General features: G+C 72.7%; 16 protein-coding genes and 1 pseudogene. 9 read left to right on the forward strand and 8 right to left on the reverse strand.

Going from position 1 to position 20,148, the window contains the following annotated elements; genetic code table 11:
* Positions 1 to 273 precede the first annotated feature (273 nt).
* Together ACSMTC_RS04715 and ACSMTC_RS04720 are read left to right on the forward strand one after the other, a co-directional pair.
* Positions 274 to 906, forward strand: coding sequence for an acetate uptake transporter (locus ACSMTC_RS04715; RefSeq protein WP_436558369.1), 633 nt, complete (start codon positions 274 to 276; stop codon positions 904 to 906).
* Positions 907 to 1,671: 765 nt separating this feature from the next.
* Positions 1,672 to 3,582 carry an Ig domain-containing protein gene (locus ACSMTC_RS04720; RefSeq protein ID WP_436558370.1) on the forward strand — a complete coding sequence of 637 codons (1,911 nt, stop codon included), beginning with the start codon at positions 1,672 to 1,674 and terminating at the stop codon, positions 3,580 to 3,582.
* Positions 3,583 to 3,821: 239 nt separating this feature from the next.
* Here ACSMTC_RS04720 and ACSMTC_RS04725 read toward each other — a convergent pair whose 3' ends face one another.
* Positions 3,822 to 4,520, reverse strand: coding sequence for a rhomboid family intramembrane serine protease (locus tag ACSMTC_RS04725; RefSeq protein ID WP_436558371.1), 699 nt, complete (start codon positions 4,518 to 4,520; stop codon positions 3,822 to 3,824).
* A 250-nt stretch (positions 4,521 to 4,770) separates the two neighbouring features.
* Here ACSMTC_RS04725 and ACSMTC_RS04730 point away from each other — a divergent pair, with 250 nt between their 5' ends.
* Positions 4,771 to 7,224: a penicillin acylase family protein gene (locus ACSMTC_RS04730; protein ID WP_436558372.1), complete on the forward strand. Its 2,454-nt coding sequence runs from the start codon at positions 4,771 to 4,773 to the stop codon at positions 7,222 to 7,224.
* 242 nt (positions 7,225 to 7,466) lie between these two features.
* Here the strand turns inward: ACSMTC_RS04730 and ACSMTC_RS04735 are convergent, their stop codons facing one another.
* Positions 7,467 to 8,795 (reverse strand): M1 family metallopeptidase, encoded by a 1,329-nt coding sequence (locus ACSMTC_RS04735; protein WP_436558373.1) that lies wholly within the window; start codon positions 8,793 to 8,795, stop codon positions 7,467 to 7,469.
* Between the two features lie 101 nt (positions 8,796 to 8,896).
* Positions 8,897 to 9,439, reverse strand: a complete 543-nt coding sequence (locus ACSMTC_RS04740) for a DUF3515 domain-containing protein (RefSeq protein ID WP_436558374.1) — start codon at positions 9,437 to 9,439, stop codon at positions 8,897 to 8,899.
* 131 nt (positions 9,440 to 9,570) lie between these two features.
* On the opposite strand from ACSMTC_RS04740, the gene ACSMTC_RS04745 reads away from it, so the two are divergent.
* The 3 genes from ACSMTC_RS04745 to ACSMTC_RS04755 all read left to right on the forward strand — a co-directional run bounded on the left by ACSMTC_RS04745 (position 9,571) and on the right by ACSMTC_RS04755 (position 12,737).
* Positions 9,571 to 10,458, forward strand: coding sequence for an AAA family ATPase (locus tag ACSMTC_RS04745; RefSeq protein WP_436558375.1), 888 nt, complete (start codon positions 9,571 to 9,573; stop codon positions 10,456 to 10,458).
* A 197-nt stretch (positions 10,459 to 10,655) separates the two neighbouring features.
* Positions 10,656 to 12,011: a vWA domain-containing protein gene (locus tag ACSMTC_RS04750; RefSeq protein WP_436564594.1), complete on the forward strand. Its 1,356-nt coding sequence runs from the start codon at positions 10,656 to 10,658 to the stop codon at positions 12,009 to 12,011.
* Between the two features lie 105 nt (positions 12,012 to 12,116).
* Positions 12,117 to 12,737, forward strand: coding sequence for a DinB family protein (locus ACSMTC_RS04755; protein ID WP_436558376.1), 621 nt, complete (start codon positions 12,117 to 12,119; stop codon positions 12,735 to 12,737).
* A 171-nt stretch (positions 12,738 to 12,908) separates the two neighbouring features.
* On the opposite strand, the gene ACSMTC_RS04760 is transcribed toward ACSMTC_RS04755, so the two are convergent.
* Both ACSMTC_RS04760 and ACSMTC_RS04765 read right to left on the reverse strand, forming a co-directional pair.
* Positions 12,909 to 13,256: a hypothetical protein gene (locus tag ACSMTC_RS04760; protein ID WP_436558377.1), complete on the reverse strand. Its 348-nt coding sequence runs from the start codon at positions 13,254 to 13,256 to the stop codon at positions 12,909 to 12,911.
* 148 nt (positions 13,257 to 13,404) lie between these two features.
* The gene (locus ACSMTC_RS04765; protein ID WP_436558378.1) at positions 13,405 to 14,748 is read right to left on the reverse strand and encodes a glycosyltransferase 87 family protein; all 1,344 of its coding nucleotides are present in this window, start codon (positions 14,746 to 14,748) and stop codon (positions 13,405 to 13,407) included.
* A 482-nt stretch (positions 14,749 to 15,230) separates the two neighbouring features.
* On the opposite strand from ACSMTC_RS04765, the gene ACSMTC_RS04770 reads away from it, so the two are divergent.
* A complete protein-coding gene (locus tag ACSMTC_RS04770) occupies positions 15,231 to 16,328 on the forward strand; it encodes a molybdopterin-dependent oxidoreductase (RefSeq protein ID WP_436564595.1) in 1,098 nt (365 codons plus the stop codon).
* Positions 16,328 to 16,780 (forward strand): hypothetical protein, encoded by a 453-nt coding sequence (locus tag ACSMTC_RS04775; protein ID WP_436558379.1) that lies wholly within the window; start codon positions 16,328 to 16,330, stop codon positions 16,778 to 16,780. The genes ACSMTC_RS04770 and ACSMTC_RS04775 overlap by 1 nt, the downstream gene beginning before the upstream one ends.
* A 79-nt stretch (positions 16,781 to 16,859) precedes the next feature.
* Here ACSMTC_RS04775 and ACSMTC_RS04780 read toward each other — a convergent pair.
* Positions 16,860 to 16,973: pseudogene (locus ACSMTC_RS04780) on the reverse strand (IS5/IS1182 family transposase); the annotation flags it as partial.
* Positions 16,974 to 17,009: 36 nt separating this feature from the next.
* Positions 17,010 to 17,867: an S-methyl-5'-thioadenosine phosphorylase gene (locus ACSMTC_RS04785; protein WP_436558380.1), complete on the reverse strand. Its 858-nt coding sequence runs from the start codon at positions 17,865 to 17,867 to the stop codon at positions 17,010 to 17,012.
* Between the two features lie 226 nt (positions 17,868 to 18,093).
* Between ACSMTC_RS04785 and ACSMTC_RS04790 the strand changes: the two genes are divergently transcribed.
* Positions 18,094 to 18,891: an alpha/beta fold hydrolase gene (locus tag ACSMTC_RS04790; protein WP_436558381.1), complete on the forward strand. Its 798-nt coding sequence runs from the start codon at positions 18,094 to 18,096 to the stop codon at positions 18,889 to 18,891.
* Here ACSMTC_RS04790 and ACSMTC_RS04795 read toward each other — a convergent pair.
* Positions 18,843 to 19,988 (reverse strand): NHL repeat-containing protein, encoded by a 1,146-nt coding sequence (locus tag ACSMTC_RS04795; RefSeq protein WP_436558382.1) that lies wholly within the window; start codon positions 19,986 to 19,988, stop codon positions 18,843 to 18,845. The genes ACSMTC_RS04790 and ACSMTC_RS04795 overlap by 49 nt on opposite strands.
* Positions 19,989 to 20,148 lie beyond the last annotated feature (160 nt).

A 20,148-nucleotide genomic window follows, 5' to 3' on the forward strand; every position in this document is an offset into this window, starting at 1 on the left:
GGCCGTGGCCTGGCACGGCACTTGACTCCCGGCGTTGCCGGGCGACACGGCAACGGAGTGCCGTCGGGGTGTGCGGGGCCCGGCTCCGCTCCGCCGGGCGGGCCGCAACGCCCCGGCTTACCCTGAAATGTGGTGGCCGTGCCGACGTCCATCAGCTCCGGTGGGCGACGAAGCCCGGCCTTCGTGTCGCCTTTCGGCGCCGCGCCCGCCCCGGGTCACTCGCCCCACGGTCCGCCCGGGCGGCGGGCGTCCGCGCCGCGGAGAGGAGTCATCGTGGCAGACGCCGACCGAACGGGTACGCAGCCCGCCGCCGCGCCGGTCACCGCCCCCGCCCCGGCTCCCACCACGGGGGATCCGGGACCGCTGGGCCTGGCGGCCTTCGCCATGACCACCTTCGTACTCAGCTGGTTCAACGCCGGACTGATCAACGATGCGGTCGGCTACGTGGTGCTGCCGCTGGCCTTCTTCTACGGCGGCATCGTGCAAGTGCTCGCCGGGATGTGGGAGTTCCGCCGGGGCAACACCTTCGCCGCCACCGCCTTCGGCTCGTTCGGGGCCTTCTGGCTCGCGTACTGGGGGTACGTCGGCGGCGTGGTGCCGCAGCTGATGCAGGAGCCCGAGCTGTACCAGGCGACCGGGCTGTTCCTGCTGGCGTGGACCGTCTTCACCGTCTACATGACGATGGCCGCCCTGCGCACCAACGGCGCCGTGCTCGGTGTCTTCGTGACCCTGAGCCTCACCTTCCTGTTCCTGACCATCGGGGCGTTCGCGCAGTCGCTCACCTGGACCAGGGTCGGCGGGTGGACCGGCCTGGTCACCGCGCTGGTCGCGTGGTACGCCTCCTTCGCCATGGTGGCCAACAGCACCTGGAAGCGGACGGTGCTTCCGGTGTGGCCGCTGCGCTGAGCCGTCGAGTCGGGCCGCCGAAGCGGCTCACGATGAGTTAGGAGACCGCCTCCAGCCCCATCCCCATCCCCCGGAAGCGCCGCTTCCAACCCCGGACGATCCCGCCGCGGTGGCCGAGGCCACCGCGGCGGACGTGTGTGCCGCGTGGGCCGGGTCCGGCCGCGGGCCGCGCCAGGGGTCGGGCCAGGGGTCGGGCCAGGGGTCGGGCCAGGTGTCGGGCCAGGGGTCGGGCCAGGGGTCGGGCCAGGGGTCGGGCCAGGGTCGGGCGGAACGCGGCACCAGGGGCGATGGACGGCCCTTGCATCCCGGGCACCATCGCACCTGACTTCACCGACCCCGGCACCGCCCTCCCGATCGATCGGTCGGGAGGTAAAGAACGCGTCAGGTCCGCGTCGGCTCCGTTGACCCGCCTTCGCCAGCTCTGCTTTGCTTCACGGCAGCGACGGCGCACCACATGTCAGGCAGTCAGACCCCGTGTCAGTTCTCACGGTTAGCTCCACCACCCCCACCGCCGGAGCAGGACGAGAGCCCTACGCGGATCGCTACGCCGTGCCCTGAAACACCTTTACTGCCAGGATCCCCGCTGCGCAGACACTGCGTGACCTTCGCCCTCCCGCCCTGCCGTGCGACAACTCCGGCGTCCGGCCCGCCCACCGGGCCATCGCACCACTGGCGTGCGCCTCGCCGTCTGCCACACGCAGCCCCGACCGCCCGCGCGCCGACCGGCGCCGGGCGACACCTGCAGTCCGAGAGGATTCCCCACACATGGGCAACCCCCACAGCCGCGGCGCGGCCAGAGCCGCGCTGACCGGCTTCGCGGCACTGTCCCTCGTCACCGGCGCCCTGATGACCGCCACCGCATCCCAGGCGGCGGCCGCACCGGCGCAGCAGGCTTCGAAGCACTCGGTCGCCAACCCGTACAGCCCCCAGTACGGGCACAGCTACCGGCACGGTGCGGTGCCGACCATCCAGCAGAACGCCAAGATGAAGTCCTGGGCCGCGGCCCAGGCCACACCGAACGCCGCGACCGGGCCCGAGACGCTGTCCTACGGCGGCGGCACCAACGGCGTCGGCGTCCTGGACGGCCACGCCAAGGTCTACCTGGTGTTCTACGGGAACCAGTGGGGCTCGCAGAGCACCAACAGCAGCGGTGACGCGACCTTCTCCGGCGACCCGGACGGCGCCGCACCGGTCGCCCAGGAGATGTTCAAGGGCATCGGTACCGGCAACGAGCTGTGGTCGGCCGACCTGACCCAGTGGTGCGACGGCCCCAACGTCGCGGCGGGCGCGACCAGTTGCCCCTCCAACGCCAGCTTCGTCCCGTACCAGAGCGGCGGTGTGCTGTCCGGCGTCTGGTACGACAACTCCGGCGCCTCGCCGAGCGCGGCGAGCGGCAACCAGCTGGGCCAGGAGGCCGTCAGCGCGGCCGCCCACTTCGGCAACACCACGGCGGCGTCCAACCGCGACACCTACTACGTGATCCTCTCGCCGACCGGCAGCAACCCGGACAACTACCAGGGCCAGTACTGCGCCTGGCACGACTACACCGGTGACAGCTCGCTGACCGGCGGCGCGGTCAGCTCGCCCTACGGCGACCTGGCGTTCTCCAACCAGCCGTACAACATGGACTCCGGCTCGGGCTGCGGTGTCGGCTTCGTCAACTCGCCCGGAACTCTGGACGGTTGGACGATGACCCTCGGCCACGAGTGGCACGAGACGATGTCCGACCAGTTCCCGGCCGGCGGCTGGACCAACCACGTCAGCAGCAGCAGCTTCAACGGCCAGGAGAACTCCGACGAGTGCGCCTGGCTGAGCCCCGGCACCGCGGGCGGCGCGGCCATGGTGACCATGGGCACCGGCACCTTCGCCGAGCAGGCCAGCTGGTCGAACGACACCAACGCCTGCGCCATCTCGCACCCGATCGTGGGCGGCAGCACCGGCCAGAACACCGTCACGGTGACCAACCCGGGCAGCCAGAGCGGTACCGTCGGCACGGCGGCCAGCCTGCAGATCAACGCGAGCGACTCGGCCTCCGGTCAGACGCTCACCTACTCGGCCAGCGGCCTGCCGGCCGGCCTGTCGATCAGCTCCTCGGGCCTGATCTCCGGCACCCCGACCACCGCGGGCACCTCCTCGGTGACCGTGACGGCGAAGGACTCGACCGGCGCCTCCGGTAGCGCGACCTTCTCCTGGACCGTCTCCGGCTCCGGCGGCGGCAGCTGCACCGGTGGCGGACAGCTGCTCGGCAACCCGGGCTTCGAGACCGGCTCCGCCTCGCCGTGGACCGCGACCTCCGGCGTGATCAACAACTCCTCCTCCGAGCCCGCCCACAGCGGCTCCTGGAAGGCCTGGCTGGACGGCTACGGCACCACCCACACCGACACCCTGTCGCAGACCGTGACCATCCCGGCCGGGTGCAAGGCCAGCTTCTCCTTCTGGCTGCACATCGACACCGCCGAGACCGGCAGCACCGCCTACGACACGCTGGCGGTCACCGCCAACGGCACCAACCTGGCGACGTACTCCAACGTCAACGCCAACTCGGGCTACGTGCAGAAGACCTTCGACCTGTCGAGCTACGCGGGCAAGTCCGTGACCCTGAAGTTCACCGGCACCGAGGACTCCTCGCTGCAGACCAGCTTCGTGATCGACGACACCGCGCTGAACGCCTCCTGACGACAGCTCGGTGACAACCTTGCGGGGGCGAGCCGGGAACCGGCTCGCCCCCGCGGCCGTCCGAGGGGAGACCACGGCCGGCTTCGCCGCACGGCGGCCCGGCAGCGCCCGGATCACCGCCCAGCGGCACAGCTGCGGCGAGGCGCTGCCCGCTGAACCAGGGCGGCTACACCGTCACCGTGGAGGTCACCGGGTAGCGACGTCCCTCGGACAGTGGTGACGGCCACTCGGCTGCCAGGTCACACCGCCACCGGCCGCGCGGCCCGGACGGACAGCAGCACCGCCAGTCCGCCACCCAGCAGGAGCGCCGCGCCGTGGATGTTCTGCGCGGCGGCCAGCACGACGCCCACGGCCGGCACGACCAGCGCCACCCGCCGCTCGATCCCCAGCCCCCGCGCCGCACTCACCCGGATCAGCACCGACGCGAACACGCAGAGCGCGACCGCGGGCAGGAAGGCCCGGGCGCCGAGGGTGCAGGCCACCGCCGCGCACCAGATCACCACGGCGTGCGCGGCCCAGCCGGGCAACCGGGGATCGCCGCGCCACAGCGCCAGCGCGAGGGCGCCGGTCAGCCCGCAGACCGCGATGGAGTTGCCGCCGCCGGTGGGCTGCCAGGCGTAACCGACGAACTCGCCGGCCAGCCCCACCCCGAAGTAGTGCAGCAGCCAGTGCGGCCTCGGCAGCACCCGCTCCGCGAGCGTGCCCACCAGCAGCAGGAAGAGCAGGTTGGACGCCGTCCCGTACACCCCGCCGTCCTGCACGAACAGCGAGGTTCCCGAGCGCCACCAGTCCCCGTGCAGCCCGGCCGGGGTCCGCTGAAGTCCCGTCAGCACACTGGGTACGGCGAACTGCAGGAGGTTCACCGCCGCGGTGAACGTGAACACCACCGCCGTCACCACCGGGAACCGCCGCCCGCCCACCCGTTCAATGATCATCATGACCGGAAGTATCCGGCCTGGCCGGCGCGGCGAACAGTGCACCGGTGTCACCCTTCGGACATGACGGATGTCCCATGGCCGAGCCGGGTCAACGGAACCACCGTCAACTCGGCGCACCGGCCTGCCCGGAGGGTGGCGGCATCGACGCGTGGATCAATCCTCGGATGTACATCCACGGATTGGCGACCGGGGGTGAAGTTCGGCCGAGAGTTCGATGACGGCCGTGAACCACTTGCGGCACCCTGCTCACATGGCAGAAACCAGGAAACCGACGTGGCGTCAGAGGAGCACACCGCTGGGGCGGTTGGCCTCCGGCATGGCCGCGCTGTGCCTCACCTCGGTCACGGCCGCGCTGCTTCCGGCGTCCGCGTCGGCGGCGGCCCCGGACACGGGCTCGCTGCACGACCACGGGTACACGGCGCAGATAGGCAGGACCGAGTACGGCATCCCGCACATCCAGGCCCAGGACTACGGCAGCCTGGGGTACGGGTACGGCTACGCGTTCGCACAGGACAACCTGTGCCAGCTGGCCGACCAGGTGGTGACCCTGCGGGGCGAGCGCTCCCGCTACCTGGACCCGAGCGCCCGGGCCTCGGACGGCACCCCCAACCTCGCGAGCGACACCTACTACCAGGGGCTGCGCCGGGCCGGTACCGTGCAGCGGCTGCTCGACCGCCCGGCACCGCTCGGTCCGACCGCCGAGCTGCGCCGGATGGTCGAGGGCTACGCCGCCGGTTACAACCGCTATCTGCGGGACACCGGCGTGGCGAAGCTGCCGGACCCGACCTGCCGGGGCAAGGCCTGGGTCGGTCCGATCACCGCCCTGGACCTGTGGAGCCTGGTCTACGACATCAACGGGAACGCCGGCGCGGAGGGGTTCAAGCAGTCGATCGCCACCGCGACCCCGCCGGCCGCGGGCGGCCCGGCCGAGCCGTCGGCGCTCACGGCGCCCGCCGCCGGGGCCCCGGCCGTCCCCGCGGCTCCGGTCGCCCCGACCGGTTCGGCCGTACCCGCCAAGGTCGACCTCGGCAGCAACGGCTGGGCGCTCGGCCGCGACGTCACGCGGGGCCACGACTCGATGCTGCTGGCCAATCCGCACCTCCCGTGGATCGGCAGCCACCGTTTCTACCAGGTGCAGTTGACGATCCCCGGGGAGCTGGACGTCTCCGGCGCCGGCCTCTACGGCACGCCCCTGGTCGAGATCGGCCACACCCGGAACCTGGCCTGGACGCACACCACCAGCTACGCCGACCACGCCTCCCTCTACCGGCTCTCGCTGGTGCCCGGCGACCCGACCGGCTACCTGGTCGACGGCAAGGCCGAGCGGATGGGCCGGCAGACCGTGCCGGTCACCGTCCGCGGCGCCGACGGCAGGCTGTCCACGGTCACCCGCACCCTCTACACCTCCCGCTACGGTCCGGTCCTGGCCGACCAGTGGACGGGCACGAACGCCTACGCCATCCGCGACGTCAACGCCGACAACCTGCGCTCGATGAACGAGTGGCTGGCGATGGACCGTTCGCAGAGCCTCGCCCAGCTGCAGCAGGCCCACCGCACCTACCAGGGCGTCCCGTGGACCTACACCATCGCCACCGACACCAGCGGCACGACCTACTTCACCGACTCCTCCACCGTCCCGAACGTCACCGACGCGCAGCTGAAGCGGTGCGCCCTGCCGGCGGTGCACGACGAGCCCGGCATCCTGGACGGCTCGACCTCGGCCTGCGACCTGGGCAGTGACCCGGACGCGATCGTGCCCGGCATCTTCGGCCCCGCCAACCAGCCGAAGCTGACCCGCACCGACTACGTGGCCAACTCCAACAACGACTCGTACCTCGCCAACCTCGACGCGCCGATCACCGGTTACCCGAGCATGTACGACGGCGGGCGGGAGCTCGGGCTGCGGCCCCAGCTCGGCCTCCGGATGATCGCCGAACGCCGGAACGGCACCGACGGGCTCGGCGCCCCCGGCTTCACGCTGCCCACCCTGCAGGCGACCATGCTCGGCGACCGCGACTACGGCGCCGAACTCGGCCGCGACGACGCGGTCGCGATGTGCCGTGCCAACCCCGACCCGACCGCCACCGACGGCACCAGGGTCGACGTACGCAGCGCCTGCGACATCCTCGCGGCCTGGGACACCCGGGTGGACCCCGACAGCCGGGGTGCCGTGCTCTGGCAGCGCTTCCAGCAGGGCCTGTTCGGGATCGGGCACAGCTGGTGGCGGGTGCCGTACGACCCGGCCCAGCCGCTCACCACTCCGCGCGGCATCAACGGCGACGACGCCAAGGTGCAGGGCGCACTGGCCGACGCGGTGCAGGGGCTCACGGCCCAGAAGATCCCGCTCGACGCGGCCATGGGCAGCGTCCAGCGCTGGGCCGGGGTACCGCTGCCCGGCTGCAGCGGCGGCCTCGGCTGCTTCAACGCCGTCCAGGCCACCCCCACCTCGGGCAGCGGCGGCGGAACCCAGGCCGGCCCCGGTGACTCCGCGTACGGCTCCAGCTTCGTCATGGCCACCGAGCTGACGCCGCAGGGCCCCCGTACCCGCACGATCCTCACCTACGGCGAGTCCGCCGACCCCACCTCGCCCCACTACACCGACCAGACCGTCCTCTTCTCCCACAAGCAGTGGGTCACCGAACGGTTCACCGACGCCGAGATCAAGGCCGACCCGCAGCTGCGGACCACCGTCCTGCACGGCTGACCACCACCCGGGCGAACGGCCCGGCAGCAGAGCGGTGGGGAAGGCCCTGCGGCGGCCCGGCCTTCCCCACTCCGCCTCCGGGAGTCACGGACCACCACCGGCCCGTGGCTCCCGGGGCTCCCGGGGCTCCTCCGGATCCGGGTGCCGCCCCGGCATCCGTCGGCCGGTGCGCGCGCCAGGGGCCCGGCGGACCGCGTCCGTCAGGCGGCGTCCGTCAGGCGGCGTCCGTCAGACGGCGTCCGTCAGACGGCGTCCGGCAGGGGCGGGAGCGCGGGTTCGGTGAGCCAGGCCGTGAAGAATCCGTCCAGGGGGCGGCCCGCGCATCGGGTGGCGGCGGCGATGAAGTCGGCGGTGGTGACGGTCGCATGGCGATGGGCGGCGGTCCACTCGCGCAGCAGCCGGAAGAAGACGTCATCGCCGAGGACGCGGCGCAGGGCGTGGACGGTGACACCGCCACGCTGGTAGACGCGGTCGTCGAACATCAGGCGGCGTCCCGGGTCGGCGAGGCACAGATCCTGCGGCAGGGCGGATAGCCGGCGGTGGGCGTCCTGGGCGAGGGCCTGGGCGTCGGGGCCGCCGGAGCGCTCCGACCAGAGCCACTCGGCGTACTTGGCGAAGCCCTCGTTCAGCCAGATGTGCCGCCAGTCCGCGACGGTGACACTGTTGCCGAACCACTGGTGGGCGAGTTCATGGGCGACCAGCCGTTCCCAGCCGCGCTCGCCGTCCAGGTGGTTGGCCCCGAAGGAGGAGAGCCCCTGGGCCTCGACGGGGACGTCCAGTTCCTCGTCGACGACCACCACCGTGTACTCACCGAACGGGTAGGGGCCGAAGAGCTCCCCGAACAGCCGCATCATCTCGGGCTGCCGCCCGAAGTCGGCCTGGAACCGCGGCACCAGGCGGGGCGGGACCCACCCGAGCTGCGGCACCTCGGCACCGCCGTCGTCCAGCCGGACCGACCGGAAGCCGCCGATCGCCAGCCCGACCAGGTAGCTCGGGGTCGGGGCCGGCTGCTCGTACACCCAGGTGGTGGTGGACGCGTGCGGGGTGCGGGCGAGCAGGCGCCCGCCGAGCACCACCGTGTACGCGGTGGGCACGGTCAGCGAGATCAGGTAACTCGCCTTGTCCGAGGGCCGGTCGTTGCACGGGAACCAGGACGGCGCGCCGACCGGCTGGGCGGCCACCAGGGCGCCGTCGGTGGTCTCGTCCCAGCCGATCCCGCCCCACGGGCTGCGGACCGGCTTCGGCTCACCGGACCACTGCACCTCCACGGTGAACTCCGCGCCCGCCGAGAGAGGTTCGGCCGGGCGGATCCGCAGCTTGCCGCCGCGCCAGGTGTGGCGCGAGGCCCGCCCGTCCACCAGCACCCGCCCGACCCTGAACCCGGCCAGGTCCAGCGCGAACTCACCCAGCCGCTCCGGCCCCGAAGCGGCGGTGGCCTCGATCCGGGCCCGGCCCACCAGCCGATTGCCCTCCGGCCGGTAGTCCAGCGTGAGTTCGTAGTGCCGGACCCGGTAGCGGAGGTCGCCGCTGTCCGGGAAGTAGCCGGTGGCCACGGACTGATGGGAGTTCACGGTTCGTCCGCTCTCTGCGAGGGTCCGCCTTCGTACCGTGGCATCACACTACCCGGCCCCGGGACGCCCGCGTGCTCCGTCCGCCCACCGGCCCGCGGGGTTCACTCCTCGTCGGTGTCCGTGTTGAGCGAGCCGCCCAGATCCGGGACGGTCGCCCGCACCGCGCCGGAGATCTCGCCCAACGGGTCCGCGTAGTTGGGGTAGGCACCGGCCGGGACGCTGACCTCGACATAGGTCAGCCGCTGGGTGACGGTGAAACGGTAACCGCCGTGCCCGTCCCGCTCCATGAACCACTGCACGCCGTTGACGTTGGGGTTCTCGGACCGCCGCTTCGCCAGGTCGCGGAGCGCCCCGGGTCGCGGCACCCCGCAACGCAGCACCGTACGCGGGGAACTCTCCCAGGCCGCCACGTAGGACGGCAGGCCGCGGCGGTCCCTGGGGTGTCCGGCGACCGTGTCCGGAAGCGCCTTCAGCAGGTTCCCGCAGTACTCGGCCGACCGGCCCTCCGGGCTGGTCCCGGCCTCCGACGGCTGCCAGGACTGATCGGTGATCACCAGTGCGGCACTGCAGACGAGCAGGACGGCCGGCGGGCAGAGCCACCGCACGGGAGCGGGGAGCCGGGCGGCCTGGCGGAGTAAGGTCACGGGCCGACGCTAGCGGGTGGCACCCCGGGCCCGCGCACGGGGCCGCCGGAACTCGCGCCGCAGCCCCGACCGGCCAAGTGACCGACCAGTAAGGTACTCGTAACGACGGCGGGCGAAGGGGAGTTGGCGAGATGAGCGACGACGGCGCACAGCCGGCCGGGACCGGGTTCTTCACCTCTGTGGACGATGTGTCCGCGAAGCTGGCCGAAGCCGGCTATCTGGCCTCACCGGCCGTCGCCACCACGGTCTTCCTGGCCGACCGGCTCGGCAAGCCGCTGCTGGTGGAGGGCCCGGCCGGGGTCGGCAAGACCGAACTGGCGAAGGCGGTCGCCCGGGTCGGCGGCGCGAGACTGGTCCGGCTGCAGTGCTACGAGGGCATCGACGAGTCCCGCGCCCTGTACGAGTGGAACCACGCCAAGCAGCTGCTGCGGATCAGCGCCGGACGGGACGAGAGCTGGGAGGCGGCCCGTACCGACATCTTCGGCGAGGAGTTCCTGCTCCCCCGGCCGCTGCTCACCGCGATCCGCGGCGGCGAACCGACCGTGCTGCTGATCGACGAGATGGACAAGGCCGATGTCGAGGTCGAGGGTCTGCTGCTGGAGGTACTGAGCGACTTCCAGGTCACCGTGCCCGAGCTGGGGACGATCACCGCCACCCGCCGCCCGTTCGTGCTCCTCACCTCCAACGCGACCCGCGAGCTGTCCGAAGCGCTGCGCCGGCGCTGCCTGTTCCTGCACCTCGACTTCCCCGACGCCCGGCTGGAGCAGCGGATCGTCCGGCTGAAGGTCCCCGGCCTGGACGAGGTGCTCGCCGAGTCCCTGGTCAAGGTGGTCGGCGCGCTGCGGGCGATGGAGCTGCGCAAGTCGCCGTCGGTGGCGGAGACCATCGACTGGGCGCGCACACTGCTCGCGCTCGGCGCCGACACCCTGGACGAGGCGGTGGTCCGCGACAGCCTCGGGGTGGTCCTCAAGCACCAGGACGACATGCTGAAGGCCGCCCGTCAGCTGACGCTGACATGAGCGGGGCTTTCGTGAACGGGGCTGCTGTGAACGGGACTTCCGCGAACGACGCCGCTGTGAGCGGGGCTGCCGTGAACGGGACCTCCGTGAACGAAGCCGGCGCGGCCGAGCCCGTGAACGACGCCCACGCCGCCGAGCCCGTGAACGCCCTGCCCGAGCGGCTGACCGGATTCGTCCAGGCGCTGCGCGGCCACGGCATGCGGATCGGGCCGGGCGAGACCGTGGACGCCGCGGCCGTCCTCAAGGTGCTCGGTCTCACCGACCGCGCGTACATCCGCGAAGGGCTCGCCGCCGCACTGCTGCGCACCGACGGGCAGCGAGCCGTGTTCGACGCGACCTTCGACCTCTACTTCCCGCTCGGTGTCGGCACACCGGAGGCCGCCCGCGAGACCCCGTCCCCCGAACCGACCGGCCCCGCAGACCCGGTCAGCCCCGTCAACCCCGTCGACCGGTCCGTCCTGGCCGACCTGCGGGACCGGCTGGCCGAGGCGCTCGCCGCCGACGACCGCGCGGCCCTCACCCGGCTCGCGGGCGAGGCGGTGAACACCCTCGGCCGGTACGGCTCCGGCCCCGCCACCCAGGGCTGGTCCGCGCACCAGACGCTCGGCCGCCTGCAACCGGAGACCCTGCTGGCCCGCGTACTCGCCGCACTCCGCGCCGGACGGCAGCCCGGGTACACCGACCGGCTCGAACCGGACGAGATCCGCCGCCGGATCCAGGGCTTCCGCGGCCTGGTGGGCACCGAGGCCCGGCGGCGCGCCGCCGAACTGCGCGGCACCGACCAGGTCGCCCGGCGCGCCGTGGCGCCCAGTACCGACCAGGTCGACTTCCTGTTCGCGGGCCGCGAGCAACTCGCCGACCTGCGCCGCACGGTGCAGCCACTGGCCCGCAAGCTCGCCACCCGGCTGGCCGCCCGCCGCCGGAAGGCGAGCGCCGGCCGGATCGACCTGCGCCGCACCCTGCGGCGTTCGCTCTCCACCGGCGGTGTACCGCTGCGCCCGGTCTACCGCCGCCGCCGGCCCGGTCGGCCGGAGATCGTGCTGCTGTGCGACGTGTCCGGCTCGGTGGCGGGCTTCGCGGACTTCACCATGCTGCTGGTGCAGGCGATGCGCGACCAGTTCAGCAAGGTGCGCGTCTTCGCCTTCGTCAACCGCACCGACGAGGTGACCCGGCTGGTCTCCGCGGGCTCCGCCGACCCGGCCGCACTCGGCCGGCGCATCCTCACCGAGGCCAAGGTGATCGGCTTCCACGGCAACAGCGACTACGGCGCCGCGCTGGGCGAGTTCGCCGACCGCTACCGCGACGCACTCGGCCCGCGCTCCTGCGTCCTCATCCTCGGCGACGCCCGCAACAACGGCAGGGACCCCAACCTGCCCGCCCTGCAACGGATCTCCGAGCGCGCCCGCCGGGTCTACTGGCTCAACCCGGAACAGACCGAGCTCTGGTCCTCCGGCGACTCCGCCGCCCATGCGTACGCCGAACTCGTCGAGATGCACTCCTGCCGCAACGCCCGCCGCCTCGGCGAACTCATCGCCCGCCTGCTGCCGGTGTGAGCAACCCCGAAATTCGGATGCGGGTGCCGTACCGGCTGTGGCAGGGTCCCACCCGGCAGATCGGCACCACCTTCACGGCATGCCCGCTCAGCTGAGGAGCGTTCGATGACGACACCACCCCGACTGATCCCGCTGCTACAGCAGTTCGACTTCGCGCGCAAGCGCCTCACCGACCGCATGGCGGGCCCGCTCATGGACAGCGGCAACGGCGTGGACGTCGAGGTCGGCCCCCTGAGCGACGAGGAGTACCGCTGGGAGCCGGTGCCCGGTTGCTGGTCGGTCCGCCGACGCGCGGACGGTCCCGGGCCCGGTGCCACCACGCTGGTCGGCGCCGGCGACTGGGGACGCGACTTCGCACCCTCGCCGCATCCCTCGCCGCCGCCGTTCACCACCATCGCCTGGCGTCTGGTCCACCTCAGCGAGATGCTCGCGCTCCGTGCCGAGCACACCAACGGCGGCCACCGACTGACCCGGGACGACTACCGGGTCGCCGCGGACGCCGCCGGGGCGATCACGGCCTTCGGCTCCGCCGCCGCGGCCTGGCGGGAGGCGCTGCTCAGCGCCGACGACGCCGCGCTCGACACGGTCGGCTACAGCCGGTACCCCTACGGCAGCGACCCGGAGGACCGCTTCATCGAGACGGTCTGGTGGGTCAACCAGGAACTGCTGCACCACGGCGCCGAGATCGCACTGATCCGCGACCTCTACCGCGCACGACAGTACTGATCCGCTCCATCACGGCCGGCTCGCTCCCTCTGCCGCTCTCCTGCGGTCGATGACCAACTCAGTGTTCGCACAAGGACGTTGACCCAGATCGAAACGAGGCACAGCGTAACGGGGGTCGCCCCCGGCCTCGGCCTTCCTCGAAGGCCGAGGCCGACCCGCTCCGAGCGAACGTCAGGAGAAGACCACCGAACGGAGCTTCAGACGATCGGAGGCGTGGCCGGTGAACGGCCGGAGGCTGAAGAAGTCGCCCTTGCAGTCGGCGTCCTCGAAGACCGTGGCGGTGGAGGCCGTATGGTTGCGCGGAGTGTCGGCGGGCTCGGAAGAGCTCCGGTCCGCCACCTCGGGCAGGTCGATGCACTCCCGGCTCGGCGGGTCGATCAGCCTGCCGACCTGCGAGGAACCGTCCGGGCCGATGTACCGGTAGGTGAACTCGCCCTGAGCCGCACTGGCCGAGGCGGGCACGGTCAGCACGAGCATGAGAGCGGCGGCGGCGGCCGTGGCGGCGTTGCGAAGACGCATGATCAGGTGTTCCTTCTCGATGGCAGGGTTTGCCAGGTCGGACTCGTTGGCAGGGTTTGCCAGGTCGACGGGAATCACGCTAGAAGGCCCCTCAACCGGAGAAACGATTCCTCCCGTCATTTCCGAAGTTCATCGAGTTGACGAGACGTCAATCTGTGTTGACCCGACCACGTCGCACGACCGCACCGGTCACCACCACGGCCAGCGCGGCGGCGTACGCGGGCTGCTGGGCGTCCCCCTCGAAGAGATAGAGCGCCTGCCCGGCGGCCGGGACGGCCAGCCACTCCCAGCGGCCGTCCAGCGCCACCAGCGCCACGACCAGCAGGCCGTACCAGGGGTACGCGGGCGCCACCAGCAGCAGCGCGGTGCCGGTCACCAGCAGCGCCCCGCTCCACGGGCGCGCCGGGTCACCCCGCCGCAGGACGTACAGGACGACCACCGCCAGCACCAGAGCCGCCGCGTACGGCGCCGCCTCCGCCGGGAGCAGCAGCCGGAGCAGGCCGAACCGCACGGTGGTGCCGTTGTCCTCGTACCCCTCCTCGCGCAGATAGCCGGGCAGGTAGCCGATCACCCCGATGCCCGAGGCCCGCACATACGGCAGGTACGCGAGCGCGAAGGCGGCCAGCGCGGCGCCGGGCAGGGCGAGGTCGGCGAGGCGCGGGCGGCGGGCGAGCACGCCCGACATCGCACCGGGCAGCGCGAGTCCGGGGAGCAGCTTGGTGGCGATGGCCGCCCCGAGCGCGATCCCGGCGGTGACGGTCCGCCGCCGGGCCACCAGCGCGAGGGCGATGACCAGCAGCAGCACGCCCAGGGTGTCGACATGGGCGTCATTGACGGACCAGATCGCGATACCCGGGAACCAGCCCCAGAGCCCGGCGCGCCAGTCCCGGCGGTCGACCAGCAGCAGCACGCCGGTGGTGGCGATCGCGAGCAGCGCGCCGCCCACCTGGACGGTGCGGACGGTTCCGCCGGCCGTGTGCAGGCCGAGGAACCAGAGCTCCGCGACCGGCGGGTAGATGGTGTGCACGCCCGGCCGGTTGATGTGGGTGCAGACGCCCTTGGCGGCCCGGTGCTCGTTCCACGCCTTGCAGGAGCCCGGCGGGAAGAGCGCGGGGTCCCGGAGCCCGGCGAGCGCCGGATCGGCGGGCGTGTACCGGTACGGCGAGATCCCGGCGGCCTGCACCCGGCCGTCCCAGACGTACCGGTACGCGTCGTCACTGGTGCGGGGCGGGGCCAGCAGACCGGCGGCGGCGACGGCCACGCTGCCCGCCAGGACCAGTCCTGCGATGTGCCGCTCCGGTACCCGCCGCAGCAGGGCCATGGCCACAGCGAACAGGCCGAGGTCGGCGAGGTACCAGCCGTGCAGCGGGTGGGAGTCGCCGAGCGTCCCGCCCCGGGTGACGGTCAGGGCAAGGGCGGCGACCAGGGCGGCCAGGGCGCAGGCGGCGAGTGCGGTGGCGAAGCGGGAGGTCGTCGGTCGGGTGGCGGGCACGGGTTCACCCTGTCACTGCGCAGCGCCGCTCCGGCGTAACGGCGGGCCGCCGTTAGACTTCCGTCAGCACGTCGGACCCCGACTTCGCGCCCCGCAGGCGCTCTCATGGAAGCGTGGAACCGACACCCCCTGACAACGAGCCCGAACGGCCGCACCGGCCCGAGCCCACGCCGCCCTCGGCCGAACCGCCGACGCCGCCGTCCCCGACCGGACCGCCGACGCCGCCGCCTGGACCACCAGCACCCGCGCCATCCGGGCCAGCGGTGCCGCCGCCTGGCAAGCCCGATGCCGCGAGCGGACCCGAACCGCCCGGCAGGCCCGAACCGCCGGGAAGACCCGAACCACCGAGCAGACCCGAGGCCGCGACCAGACCCGAACCATCGACCGAACCCGCGCCGCAGCCCGGAGAGACCGAGGCGGGAGCACGCCCCCGTTACGACTTCCCGCTTCCCACTCCCCCGGGCTTCCTGCGCCAAGGGCCGCTGCGCGAAGGCACGTTCACGTCCGCGCTGCACGAGCCGCGCACCACCGTCGTCGTGGGCCGCTGGCTGGGCGCGGCACTGCTGGTCTGCTTCCTGACCGGACTGCTCAGCCATGTCCTCCAGCAGCCGCCGACCTGGCTGCGCGACCACCTGCCGAGCCACCCGGTGAACGGCTACCGGGTCACCCAGGGGCTGCACGTCATCTCGGGCATCGCCGCGATCCCGCTGCTGGGGGCGAAACTCTGGACCGTCTATCCGAACCTGTTCGAGTGGCCACCCGCGCGCAGCGTGCTGCACGCGCTGGAGCGGCTGGGCATCGCGATCCTGGTCTCCACGATGCTGGTGGAGCTGTTCACCGGGCTGCTCAACATCCTTGAGTGGTACCCATGGCCGTTCCCGTTCCGGCAGACGCACTTCTGGCTGGCCTGGCTGGCCACCGGGGGCCTGCTGCTGCACGTGGCCGCCAAGGGCCCGATGATCGGTCAGCACTGGCGACGTGGCAGTGTCCCGGCGCTGCGCCAACGGCGGGCGTTCCTCGGAGTGGTGACGGTGGCGGCGATCGCCGTCACCGTCACCACCGCCGGTCAGACCGTGCCCTGGCTGCGCCGCCTGACCCTGTTCGCCCCGCGCCGTCCCGACATCGGCGAGCTCGGCCTCCCGATCACCCGTACGGCCGCCCAGGCGAACACCACGGTCACCCCGGCGGACTGGCGACTGCGCGTCGACGGCCCGCAGCCGTACGAACTGACGATGGCCCAGCTGCTGGCGCTCCCCCAGTACGATTCGCATCTGCCGATCTCGTGTGTCGAGGGGTGGAGTGCCTCCGCCCACTGGTCCGGGGTCCGCGTCAGGGACCTGCTGGCCCGTGCAGGTGCCCCGCCCACCGCCCGGGTCCGGGTCACCTCGCTGGAGGCGAACGGTCCGTACCGGATCATGGAGATGCCCGCCGCGTACGCGCAGGACCCTCTGACGCTGCTGGCGCTCCGGGTGAACGGCCGGGTGCTGACGGCCGACCACGGCTACCCGGCGCGGATCATCGCCCCCAACCGGCCGGGCGTGCTGCAGACCAAGTGGGTCGCCCGCCTGGAGGTGATCTGATGCGGACGCTACGAGTGGTGACCGCCCTCGCCGGGGTCGGCCTGATCGGGTACGGGGTCTACGGTCTGCTGCACGACAGCTACATCAAGGACCCGCTCGACGTGCTGGTCTGGCTGGTCGGCTGGCTGTTGATCCACGACGGGCTGTGGGTCCCGCTGCTCTGCGTCCTCGGGGCGAGCTTCGTCCGGGGGCCGGTGCTGCGCGGCTGGCTGATCGTCGTGGCCGCGCTCACGGCGGTGGCCCTGCCACCCATCTTGCGCGACGGGCACAACAACGGCAACGCCTCCCTCCTTCCGCTGCCCTACCTGCGCAACTGGCTGATCGTCCTGGCCGTGACGGCGGTCGCCGCCACGCTGGTGGCCCTTGTCTCGCTCAGGCGCCGCCGCAGGGGCTCCCCCTCTGGGGGCCCCGGAGCGCCGCGCGACAATCACTCCCGTCTACGCGGCGGGTAGCTGCATCGACTGGGGCGGCGGCATCGACAGCAGCACCAATTACCAGATCAACTCGCACTGCGGCTGAACCTGGGGCGCCATCGTGGCGGTTGCCACCGGTCGGGCGGACGGCCGGCGGGCTGCCTCTGCCGTCGGTGATCACGTGGTGCTTCAAGCCCGGCCGAGCACGGTCGACCGGGCTCGGGCCCGTTTGGGGCCGCCGCGACGGGCCTGGTATTGCGAGCCGGGTTCACACCCCCGGCAGGCCGGTCTCCACACCGTCGAGCGCGTGTGAGCAGATGCAGTCCCGCGTGCTCGGCAGACCCTCAAGTGCCTTGAACAGTACGGTCCGCAGCCGGTCCACATTGCGTGCGAAGACGGCCAGCACCTCGGCGTGGGTGACCCCCTCCCCGGTCTCCACACCCGCGTCGAGGTCGGTGACCAGGGCCAACGAGGTGTAGCAGAGGCCGAGTTCGCGGGCGAGCACCGCCTCGGGATGCCCGGTCATGCCGACCACCGACCAGCCGTTGGCGGTGAACCAGCGCGACTCCGCCCTGGTCGAGAAGCGCGGGCCCTCGATCACCACCAGCGTGCCGCCGTCCACCGGTTCCCAGGCGTTGTCCCGGGCGGCGGCCAGCGCGGTGAGCCTGCCATCGGGGCAGTACGGGTCCGCCATCGAGACATGGACCACCTCCGGTACCCCGCCGTCCGGCAGCGGCAGCCCGTCGTAGTAGGTCTGCGCACGGCCGGAGGTGCGGTCCACGAGCTGGTCGGGGACGACCAGGGTGCCGGGACCGTACTCGGGCCGCAGCCCGCCCACCGCGCACGGTCCGAGCACCTGGCGCACGCCCAGCGAGTGCAGCGCCCACAGGTTGGCGCGGTAGTTGATCCGGTGCGGCGGCAGGCTGTGCCCGCGACCGTGCCTGGGCAGGAACGCGACGCTGCGCCCGGCCACTTCACCGATGAAGAGCGAGTCACTCGGGGGTCCGTACGGGGTCTCGACCGCGACCTCGGTCACGTCGTCCAGCAGTGCGTACAGGCCGGAGCCTCCGATCACGCCGATCTCGGCACGCGGAAGCCGGGCGGTTGCTGCGATGGTGTCAGCCACGGTGACTGCCTTTCGGTCTCGTCCTGGCCCCACCTTAGGACTCGCGGGAGCGGGCCACGGGTGCGGGCGGCGGCATCCCGGCACCGGCGCCTCCGGACCCGGCCCTCCTCGAACCCGCCCCCGTGCCCCTTGCTCCCGGGACCGCCCCCGGAACCTGCCAGCGCGGCCCACCGTTCCACCTGCAGTGACCGCTCCGAGGGCGGCGCGGGACCGGACAGAGGTGGAGATGGCAGCGAACGGCCGAGTGGACGGCGGGCACCAGGCGCTGGCCTGGCGGGTGCGACCGGCCGCACCGGTCGCCGCCGTGCTGGTGCTGCACGGCGGCGAGGTGGTGAGCGAGGCCCGCCCGGGGCCGGTGAACCTGCCGGGGCTGCGGATGACCGGGTTCGTACGGGCTGTGGCCAGGGCGACGGCCGGCGAGGGGGTCGCCGTCGGTGTGGTGCGCTACCGGCACCGGGGGTGGAACGGCGAGCGGGCCGACGCCGCGCGGGACACCGAGGCCGCGCTGCACGACCTCGCCGAGGAGCTGGGCCCGGTTCCGACCGTCCTGGTCGGCCACTCGATGGGCGGCCGGGCCGCACTCCGCGCGGCCGGCCACCCCTGCGTCACCGGCGTCGTCGCGCTCGCGCCGTGGTGCCCCGCCGACGACCCCCACGAGCAACTGAAGGGGCGTCAACTGCTCACCCTGCACGGCGACCGCGACCGGATCACCGATCCCGCCGACACCCGCCGCTTCGCCGCGCGCGCCCGTACGGCGGGTGCCAGGGTCGCCGGGTACACCGTCCACGGCTCGGGCCACGCCCTGCTGCGCCGCGCGTCCGACTGGCACCGCGCGACCGCCGGACTGACGGGCGCCCTGCTCGGCCTGCGCCCGCTGCCCGCCACGGCGGCCGACGCGTTCGCACTGGAGCAGGACGCCCCCGGCGGTCTCGAACTCCCCCTGCCCAGGAGGATCTCGGCGCCGCCGCCCTCGCCCTACCGGGTCAGCACGTCGAGTGCGTTGTCGTCGTCGTTGACGAAGTAGACCGCGTCGCCGTCCAGATCCACCGCGAGACCGAAGAGCGCGCCCGCGCCCGGCGGGTTGCCCTCGGAGTTGATCTGCTTGACCGCCACCTGGTCGCCCTTCGGCGTGGTCTCCACGATGTTGCCGTCCCCGCCGTTGACCGTCAGGATGTCGCCGCCGGGTGCGAGGGCCATGCCGAGCGGTCCGTTCAGGTTGCCGCCGGTACTGATCACCCGGCCGATGCCGTCGCTGTTCTTCCGGGTCAGCGCGCGCGGAATCGCGGTGATCCGGCTCCGGACGGCGTCCGCGACGAAGAGCGTCCCCTCGCGGTCGATGGCGACGCCGGTCGGGCCGATCACCAGGGCCACCGGGTCGGTCTTCTCGGGGAAGCCGGAACCGATCACGGTGGTGGCCACCCGGCGCGGCGGGTCGTCGCCCTCGCGGCACAGGGTGATCCGCAGCACGGTGCCCTCGTCCACCTCCTTGCCGCCGGCGGCGACCGTGCCGTTGAGCACGTTGGTCACGAACAGCTCGCTCAGGTCGCCGTGGTTGACGGCGGTCAGGTCCCACGGGCCGTTGATGCCGTCTCCCGCGATGGTCTCGCGCACCGTGCCGTGGCTGTCGAGCACCAGCAGACAGCCCGCCTTGGCGGTGGCCGGGCTGCCGTCGGCGGTGGGCAGGCTGCCCACCACGACCCAGCCTCCGGGGAGGACCGTGAGCGCGGTGGTGAGGCCGACCCCGCCGGGGCACGAGCCGGGAAGGTGCGCCGGGTCGATCTGGGCGAACTGGGTGACCTTCCCACCCGGGCTGATCTGGACCAGCGTGGTGCCCCGGCCCTGCTGGCTGCCGAGCGCCTGCGAGTTGTTGAAGTTACTGACCAGGACGTTGCCCCGGTGGAGGTCACCGACGCTCTCCCGGATCACGAAGGTGCCGTAGGGGTTCTGGTCGCCGTTGGCCGGGACGGTGGACGCCACCGGCAACACGGTGTGCAGCCGGTTCAGGAACGGCTCGTGGCCACCGCCGGCGGGGTCCGCCACGGCCGGCGCGGCCCCGATGACCGGTCCTGCCATCAGCACCGCCGCTACGGCCAGTGCGCTCGAACTTGCCCGAAATCTCATGGACTTCCTCCTGGAGGGCGGGCCGGGCAGCCCGGGTACGGCGCCTTCGGCCCGCAGGAATGACACAGAGTTCTCCCCCCGGGACGCCACGTTAGGTTCGGCGGGCGGCCGCGCGCTCGGCGGCGTCCGCCAAAAGGTGGTCACTCTGCGTCACTGCGGC

It is taken from the genome of Kitasatospora sp. HPM-01-4 (assembly GCF_051374625.1).
GTDB lineage: Bacteria > Actinomycetota > Actinomycetes > Streptomycetales > Streptomycetaceae > Kitasatospora.

Bases quoted from the DNA above. Each gene is read 5' to 3' on its own strand.
- ACSMTC_RS04720 (WP_436558370.1), top strand. From the start codon at position 1,672: ATGGGCAACCCCCACAGCCGCGGCGCGGCCAGAGCCGCGCTGACCGGC.
- ACSMTC_RS04725 (WP_436558371.1), bottom strand. From the start codon at position 4,520: ATGATGATCATTGAACGGGTGGGCGGGCGGCGGTTCCCGGTGGTGACG.
- ACSMTC_RS04730 (WP_436558372.1), top strand. From the start codon at position 4,771: ATGGCAGAAACCAGGAAACCGACGTGGCGTCAGAGGAGCACACCGCTG.
- ACSMTC_RS04745 (WP_436558375.1), top strand. From the start codon at position 9,571: ATGAGCGACGACGGCGCACAGCCGGCCGGGACCGGGTTCTTCACCTCT.
- ACSMTC_RS04750 (WP_436564594.1), top strand. From the start codon at position 10,656: ATGCGGATCGGGCCGGGCGAGACCGTGGACGCCGCGGCCGTCCTCAAG.
- ACSMTC_RS04755 (WP_436558376.1), top strand. From the start codon at position 12,117: ATGACGACACCACCCCGACTGATCCCGCTGCTACAGCAGTTCGACTTC.
- ACSMTC_RS04760 (WP_436558377.1), bottom strand. From the start codon at position 13,256: ATGCGTCTTCGCAACGCCGCCACGGCCGCCGCCGCCGCTCTCATGCTC.
- ACSMTC_RS04775 (WP_436558379.1), top strand. From the start codon at position 16,328: ATGCGGACGCTACGAGTGGTGACCGCCCTCGCCGGGGTCGGCCTGATC.
- ACSMTC_RS04790 (WP_436558381.1), top strand. From the start codon at position 18,094: ATGGCAGCGAACGGCCGAGTGGACGGCGGGCACCAGGCGCTGGCCTGG.
- ACSMTC_RS04795 (WP_436558382.1), bottom strand. From the start codon at position 19,988: ATGAGATTTCGGGCAAGTTCGAGCGCACTGGCCGTAGCGGCGGTGCTG.